We start from the raw sequence: 1,023 nt of genomic DNA, 5'->3' as shown, positions 1-1,023 counted from the left end.
CATCCACATGATCGTGCCCGGCGGCGGTCTCTCGCCAAACGGGTCGCGTTGGGTCTCGTCGCGTCCCGCCTCCTCCTGCCGGTGCGGGTGCTCGGCGCCCTGTTCCGGCGCCTGTTCCTCGAAGGGCTGCTCGCCCTCCACGGGGCCGGCAAGCTCGCCTTCCACGGCTCGCTCGCCCACCTCGCCGAGCCCCGCCTTCGCCCGCCATCTCACGCCGGTGCGGCGCAAGCGTTGGGTCGTCTACGCCAAGCCACCCTTCGCGGGGCCAGAGGCCGTTCTGGCCTACCTGTCGCGCTACACACACCGCGTCGCCATCTCGTCGCGGCGCATCATCGCCTTCGACGGCAGCACCGTCACCTTCCGCATCAAGGACTATCGCCAGGGCGGCGCCGCCCGCCACCGCACGCTGACGCTCGCGGCCGACGAGTTCATTCGCCGCTTCCTCCTCCACGTCCTGCCGCGCGGCTTCCACCGCATCCGGCACTATGGGTTCCTGACGGGACCTGACCGCAAGGCCAACCTCGATCGCATCCGCGTACTTCTCGGCGCGCCCACCATGCCGCGCTCAGCCGCCGAGGAGAAAGACATCCCCGAACCACCCGCCTACCGCCCGACCTGTCCGTGCTGCGGCGGCACCATGAGCGTCGTCGGCATCTTCCTGCGCTGGCGACAGCCGCGAGGACCGCCACCGCCACCAACCTCAAGCCGGGAATGTTCGCCATGATCCGGAATGGCACGGCACCGTCATCGGCCCGAGACAAGACGCTTCGGGAGACCATGACGCGCGTCCCAAGGGCGCGCGAAGGCGTCAGCCGGCCTTCCCGCGTCCCTTCCTCACTCTTCTCGGCGAAGTCACTGGCTCCAGAACGACAGGGGCGAGATCGGCATTCCATACCGTCCGGCGGCAACCGCCTCTTGCCGCTGCACCATCGTCAGACGAAAACCCCATAAACCACCGACCGGCTTCTCGCGGGTTCGTTCTTCCGCGACTTTCGTACGCCTCACGGCGCCCGAAACTCTTCA

1 protein-coding gene is annotated in these 1,023 nt (G+C 68.5%); it reads left to right on the top strand.

Annotation, left to right across the window (positions count from 1 at the left end; translation table 11 throughout):
• Positions 1–7 precede the first annotated feature (7 nt).
• Complete coding sequence (locus VQ042_RS25660) at positions 8–724, top strand: IS91 family transposase (protein ID WP_331823060.1); 717 nt, start codon at positions 8–10, stop codon at positions 722–724.
• The last annotated feature ends 299 nt before the right edge of the window (positions 725–1,023 follow it).

Origin of the sequence: Aurantimonas sp. A2-1-M11, from assembly GCF_036549475.1 — a bacterium.
Classification (GTDB): domain Bacteria; phylum Pseudomonadota; class Alphaproteobacteria; order Rhizobiales; family Rhizobiaceae; genus Aurantimonas.
Note: the sequence above shows the minus strand (reverse complement) of the source record. Positions and strands in the feature narration are given on the sequence as shown.